The organism is uncultured Pluralibacter sp. (assembly GCF_913775985.1).
Taxonomy (GTDB): Bacteria; Pseudomonadota; Gammaproteobacteria; order Enterobacterales; family Enterobacteriaceae; genus Pluralibacter.
Genome location: NZ_CAJYMB010000098.1, coordinates 1 through 5,865, shown reverse-complemented (window position 1 = coordinate 5,865; position 5,865 = coordinate 1). Strand labels below are relative to the sequence as shown.

Genomic DNA, 5,865 nt, shown 5'->3' with positions numbered 1-5,865 from the left:
GTCGCTGTATCTGTTTAGCTACTACCTTGGCTCCAGCGTGGCCGGCACCCTGGGCGGGGTGTTCTGGCACAGCTGGGGCTGGAACGGCGTCGGCGGGTTTATCGCTGTACTCCTGCTGATGGCGCTGGCCGTTGGCCGCGCCCTGCACTTCCGCCTGCGCTAGCCGCACGGCCCGGCTGGCCCGCCTCCGGGCCAGTCGCCTTCTCGCCCGTCCCGTGTTACAACATTCGTTTCTCATCCTCTTTTAATCTCTACCGGGGAATTACACCACTATGGAAAACCAGCACTATCAGCAGCTCGTCCGCACCTTCCAGCGCCTCTCCCGCTTTTCTCATCTCTCCGCCGTCGCCGGCTGGGATATGGCAACCATGATGCCGCCGGGCGGCAGCAGCGCGCGGGGCGAAGCGCTGGCCGAACTGGGGGTGCTGCAGCATCAGATCCTGACGGCGAAAAACGTCGGCGAGCAGCTCGCGGGCGCGGAGCAGGAAAACCTCAGCGAAGACGAGCGCGCTAACCTGCGGGAAATGCAGCGTGCCTACGCTCAGGCGGCGCTGCTGCCGGAAAGCCTGGTGGAAGCCAAATCACTGGCCGGCAGCCGCTGCGAGCACGCCTGGCGCACCCAGCGCAAAAATAACGACTGGCAGGGATTCGCGCCCAACCTGAAAGAAGTGGTGAAGCTGAGCCGCGAAGAGGCCGCCATTCGCGCCGACGCCCGCGGCGGCTCCCGCTACGATGCCCTGCTGGATATCTATGAACCGGGGATGACCAGCGCCCGGCTCGACGTGCTGTTCAGCGATCTGAAAGGCTGGCTGCCGGATTTACTCCAGCAGGTAGTAGAAAAACAGGCCAGCCGCCCCTGCCTCGATCCGCAGGGTCCTTTCCCCACCGATCGCCAGCGAGATCTGGGCCTGCACGCCATGACGCTGCTGGGTTTTGATTTCGAGCACGGGCGGCTGGACATCAGCGCGCACCCTTTCTGCGGCGGCGTGCCGGAGGATGTGCGCATCACCACCCGCTACAACGAAGAGGACGTGCTGAGCGCCCTGTTCGGGGTGATCCACGAAACCGGCCACGCCCGCTACGAGCAGAATCTCCCCCGGCAGTGGGCGGGCCAACCTGTCGGACAGGCGCGTTCGATGGGCGTCCACGAATCCCAGAGCCTGTTTTTTGAGATGCAGCTTGGCCGCAGCCCGGCATTTTTGCAGCACCTGCTGCCCGCTATTCGCCAGCGCTTTGGCGACCAGCCCGCCTTCACGCTGGAGAACTTCATCACCTGGAGCCATAAGGTCAAACCCGGCTATATCCGCGTCGACGCGGATGAAGTCAGCTATCCGGCCCACGTGATTCTGCGCTACGAAATTGAGCGGGCGCTGATTGATGGCGATATTGAGGTGGACGATATTCCGGGACTGTGGGATGAGAAGATGCAGCAGTATCTCGGCCTCTCCACTGCCGGCAACTATCAGAACGGCTGTATGCAGGATATTCACTGGACCGACGGCGGCTTCGGCTACTTCCCCTCTTATACCCTCGGGGCCATGTACGCCGCGCAGCTGTTTAGTGCCGCCCGCAGCGCGCTGCCGGGCCTTGATGACAGCCTCGCCAAAGGCGACTTCAGCCCGCTGTTTAACTGGCTGCGCGACAATATCTGGCAGCACGCGAGCCGCTTTACCACCGCCGAGCTGCTGACGCTGGCCACCGGCGAAACGCTGAATACCCGCTACTTCCGCGAGCATCTTACCCGCCGCTATCTGTGATCTTCCGGCGCCGGGTAACGCCCGGCGCCCGGGCTGTACATTCGGTTACACGCCGATACCAATCACCCACTGATTCCGCGAATTGACCGGCCTATAGTGTGTTCAACGGCCCCGCAGTGGGGTTGCACAATGAAACCAATTTCGAGGAATTCGCAATGAAAAAAGTATTAGCTCTGGTTGTTGCCGCTGCTATGGGTCTGTCTTCTGCCGCTTTTGCTGCTGAAACTACTACTGCCGCTCCTGCGACCACTACTCATACTGCACCGGCTAAGCACCACGTGAAGAAACACAAGAAAGCCGCTCCTGCTGCTCAGAAAGCGCAGGCTGCGAAAAAACACAAAGCCACTAAGAAAGCCGCTGCCAAACCTGCCGCTGCCGCTCAGAAAGCCCAGGCTGCAAAAAAAGCGCACAAAAAACCGGTTAAACACGAAGCTGCAAAACCGGCTGCTCAGCCAGCTGCATAAGTCTGCGAACCTGAGTTCGAGTCTGTATAGTAAACCGGCGCTGATTCAGCGCCGTTTTTTTCCGGAGAGCAATCATGCTGCGTCGTTATCGATTTGAGCTCATCCTGCTGCTGCTGATTATCTGCGCCCTGATTGCGACCCGCTTCTTTCTGTATTAGCGTAGTTCTCTGATTTTACTCCCACTTTATAATCATCCCGTCTATAGTAATCTCATTGGGTTGCCTTTTTTTATAATCATAATTATCCCACCAGAGAGTGTTATGCGTAGAGTGACAGCAGGTTTACTGGGAGCACTGTGTCTTTTGTCCCTGGCCGCCCACGCCCGCAGCGATGAAGCCGCCGATGATACCGGTATCAGCGCGCAGGACGTGAAAACCCTGTTTTTTGGCCACGACGATCGGGTTAAGGTCACCAATCCCACTGAACATCCGTGGGACGCTATCGGCCAGCTGGAAACCGCCAGCGGCAATCTCTGTACCGCAACGCTGATTTCACCGAACCTGGCGCTTACTGCCGGGCACTGCCTGCTGGCGCCGCCTGCCGGCAAAGAAGATAAAGCCGTGGCGCTGCGCTTCGTCTCGCAAAAGGGCCTCTGGCGCTATGAGATTCACGGTATTGAAGGACGGGTTGAACCTTCGCTGGGGCGCCGCCTCAAGCCGGACGGCGATGGCTGGATTGTTCCACCGGGTGCGGCGCCCTGGGATTTCGCACTGATCGTGCTGCGCTACCCGCCTTCGGGCATTACGCCGATCCCGCTGTTCGACGGCGACAAAGCCGCGCTCACCGCGGCGCTTAAAGCCGCCGATCGCAAAGTGACCCAGTCCGGCTACCCGCTCGACCATCTGGACTCGCTCTACACCCACAGCGACTGCATTGTTACCGGCTGGGCGCAAACCTCGGTGCTGTCACACCAGTGCGACACCTTGCCCGGCGACAGCGGCTCGCCGCTGATGCTGAAAACCGGCACGCAGTGGCAGCTGATTGGCGTTCAGAGTTCGGCCCCGGCGGCAAAAGACCGCTGGCGCGCGGACAACCGCGCTATCGCCGTGACCGGCTTTCGCGACAGGCTGCAGGCGCTGGCTAAACAGTAATCACTTCGGGCGCGGCCTGTAGCGTTCGCGCAATGCGGCAACCGGCATCGGCTGTCCGAACAGATAACCCTGCAGCCGATCGCAGCCGGCTTCGCGCAGCAGCGTAACCTGCTGCTCATTTTCAACCCCTTCCGCCACCACCGACATCCCCAGCGCCGTCGCGATGCGCACGGTGCCGCTCACCAGCGCCGCCGCCTGCGCGTCGCTGTCCACGCTGCCCGCCAGGGATTTATCAATCTTGATGCTGTTAACGCTGAGGCGCCGCAGGTAGCCGATGCTGGAATAGCCGGTACCAAAATCATCAAGCGCAATGCTGGCGCCCAGCGCTTTCAGATTGGCAATGGCGGCGCAGGCGCGATCGGGCCCCTCCAGCACGTAGGTTTCGGTGATCTCCAGCTGCAGGCGCGCGGCGGGAAAGCGGCTCTCTTCGAGCGCCTGCGCCACGTGGCTTTCAAAGTTCGGATCGCGAAACTGCGCGGGAGAGATGTTTACCGACAGCGTTAAATTGCACAGCTCCAGCAGATCCCGGCAGGCGCGACGCAGTACCAGCTGGCCGAGCGGCTCGATCAGCCCGCTGCTTTCCGCCACCGCAATAAAATCATCCGGCCGCAGCTCGCCGCCCGGCCGGCGCGGCCAGCGCACCAGGGCTTCAACGCCGGTGATGTCCAGCGTGGCGGCATTAACGATGGGCTGATACCAGACCTCGAACTCATCGTGCGCAAGACCGTGGCGGATCTCGTTTTCAATGCGCAGCTGGTGCTCCCGGGCGCTGTTGAGCGCGGCATCGTACCAGGTCACTCGTCCTTTGCCGTTGATTTTCGAATGGTACATGGCGATATCCGCCCGGCGGAACAGCTCGGGGCTGCTTTCGGTGCCGTCATCGCCGCTGGCAATACCGATGCTGGCGCCGATGTAAATGGTGCGCTCGCGAATGCGGATTGGCTGGCTCAGGGACTCCAGCACCCGCCGGGCAAAGGTGTCTGCGGCCTGCGCCGCCTGTGGACCGCTGGCGGCCAGCGCGAACTCGTCCCCGCCGAGCCGGGCGAGCAGCGCCCCGTCAGGGGTTTGCGCCTGCAAAACACCGGCAACGTGAACAATCAGCGCATCACCCACGTCGTGGCCGTAGATGTCATTGACGTCTTTAAAACCGTCGAGATCGATAAAGACCATGGTCTTACCGCCTCCCTCGCCGCGCAGGTTCGCCTGCTCGAGCGCTTCAAGCAGCGCTCTTCGATTAGGTAAGCCGCTGAGCCAGTCGATGCGCGCCTTGATACGGGCCTGCTTTTCACCGCGGCCGAGCTTGTACAGCCCGAGGCTGCTGAGCACGATAAACAGCAGGATCAGCCCGGCGGCGAGGACGACTATCTGGCGAATTTGCGGCGAGGCGGCAATCGCAGCCTGGGCCCCGGGCAGGCGCGGCTGCCAGCTGAGGTAGCCCAGCACCTCGCCGGTGTAGCTTTTCAGCGGCACGCTGTCGGGGCTGGTTTTACTCATCGTCAGGTGCAGGCCGTCAATCTGAAAAGTGTCTCCCAGCTCGCGCAGCATCTGCGAATTGAGCTGGCGGGTAATCACCAGATAGCGGCGGGTCGCGTCGCTCACCTGCAGCCGCCCGGTCATCGGGCGGATGAGGCCGATAGCGACAAAGGCAGTCCCTTCCCGGGTATGGATAATCCCGGCGACATTCTGCCGGCCGCTCGCCAGCGCCGCGGCGTTATTATTAATCAGCGCGCGCATCGCCGGGCCGAAAAAAGCCAGATCCTTTTCGTTAAACGGCTGGCTGTGAAATGCGCCCCACAGGATGCGAAATCTCTCGTCCAGCACGAAGGTGCCGTCGTACAGATTGTTGATTTTGAAGCCTGCGCCCCAGGTATCGTACAGCCAGCGGGCATCAAGGTTTGGCGGATAGGTTTTATAGACCGCATCGTCCCAGATAGCGTTATCCACCACCAGCGTCATCACGCGACCAACGGAACTTTGGATCGCCCCGTTAACCGCCATCGCCGTGCGGTGGCTGTCCATTTCATTAATTTTGCTGCTGAGCAGATTTTGCGAGAGGAACAGCAGAGAAATAATCGAGACCAGCAGCCCAATCCCGGCCAGAAACAGCATGATAAACAGCGTTCTCGCCGTCGCCGCGTTGCGCCAGCGGGAAGGATTAAACATGGCGCACCGCGCCATAGCCTGAATAATTTGAGTTGCCTGCGGGCGACAGGTGCCAGAATCCCCGAAAGCTTACCGGGGTAAAGGATCGTTGTGATGGAGTATTGTCAACGCGTAAACAGCCTGAAGTGTGGCGTGTATACATAGCCCAGTCCTGGTTATCGTCCATATTATTTATGAGTAAAGCATAATACAGCCGGGATATTTCGCCGCCCGTATTGCCGGGCGGCGTCACACAATCAGGCGAGCTTAATCATCACCATGCCGGCAATCAGCAGGCACAGGCCGACCCAGCCTTTACGGTTGAGGCGCTGGCCAAACAGCACCCAGCCCGCCGCCAGCGTCGCGGCCACGCCGAAACCGCCCCACACCGCGTACGCCACCGAAAGGTCG

General features: G+C 60.9%; 5 protein-coding genes and 1 pseudogene. 4 read left to right on the top strand and 2 right to left on the bottom strand.

Features of this window, described 5'->3' with window-relative positions:
* From QZ766_RS12350 to QZ766_RS12335, 4 genes and pseudogenes are all read left to right on the top strand, one after another.
* Window positions 1-163 (top strand): annotated as a pseudogene (locus QZ766_RS12350) (MFS transporter); the annotation flags it as partial.
* A gap of 109 nt (window positions 164-272) precedes the next feature.
* Window positions 273-1,757 carry a carboxypeptidase M32 gene (locus tag QZ766_RS12345; protein ID WP_297202378.1) on the top strand — a complete coding sequence of 495 codons (1,485 nt, stop codon included), beginning with the start codon at window positions 273-275 and terminating at the stop codon, window positions 1,755-1,757.
* Between the two features lie 155 nt (window positions 1,758-1,912).
* Complete coding sequence (asr, locus tag QZ766_RS12340) at window positions 1,913-2,221, top strand: acid resistance repetitive basic protein Asr (protein ID WP_297202376.1); 309 nt, start codon at window positions 1,913-1,915, stop codon at window positions 2,219-2,221.
* A 260-nt stretch (window positions 2,222-2,481) separates the two neighbouring features.
* Window positions 2,482-3,312 carry a serine protease gene (locus QZ766_RS12335; protein ID WP_297202375.1) on the top strand — a complete coding sequence of 277 codons (831 nt, stop codon included), beginning with the start codon at window positions 2,482-2,484 and terminating at the stop codon, window positions 3,310-3,312.
* Here QZ766_RS12335 and QZ766_RS12330 read toward each other — a convergent pair whose 3' ends face one another.
* Both QZ766_RS12330 and QZ766_RS12325 read right to left on the bottom strand, forming a co-directional pair.
* Complete coding sequence (locus QZ766_RS12330) at window positions 3,313-5,475, bottom strand: EAL domain-containing protein (RefSeq protein WP_297202373.1); 2,163 nt, start codon at window positions 5,473-5,475, stop codon at window positions 3,313-3,315. It abuts the gene before it with no gap.
* Window positions 5,476-5,711: 236 nt separating this feature from the next.
* Window positions 5,712-5,865 (bottom strand): SMR family transporter (locus QZ766_RS12325; protein WP_297202380.1); only part of this gene is annotated, 154 nt, incomplete at its 5' end.

What these genes read in the sequence shown, in the direction of transcription:
- QZ766_RS12345 (WP_297202378.1), top strand. Translation starts at nt 273, where the DNA reads ATGGAAAACCAGCACTATCAGCAGCTCGTCCGCACCTTCCAGCGCCTC.
- QZ766_RS12335 (WP_297202375.1), top strand. Translation starts at nt 2,482, where the DNA reads ATGCGTAGAGTGACAGCAGGTTTACTGGGAGCACTGTGTCTTTTGTCC.
- QZ766_RS12330 (WP_297202373.1), bottom strand. Translation starts at nt 5,475, where the DNA reads ATGTTTAATCCTTCCCGCTGGCGCAACGCGGCGACGGCGAGAACGCTG.
- asr (WP_297202376.1), top strand. Translation starts at nt 1,913, where the DNA reads ATGAAAAAAGTATTAGCTCTGGTTGTTGCCGCTGCTATGGGTCTGTCT.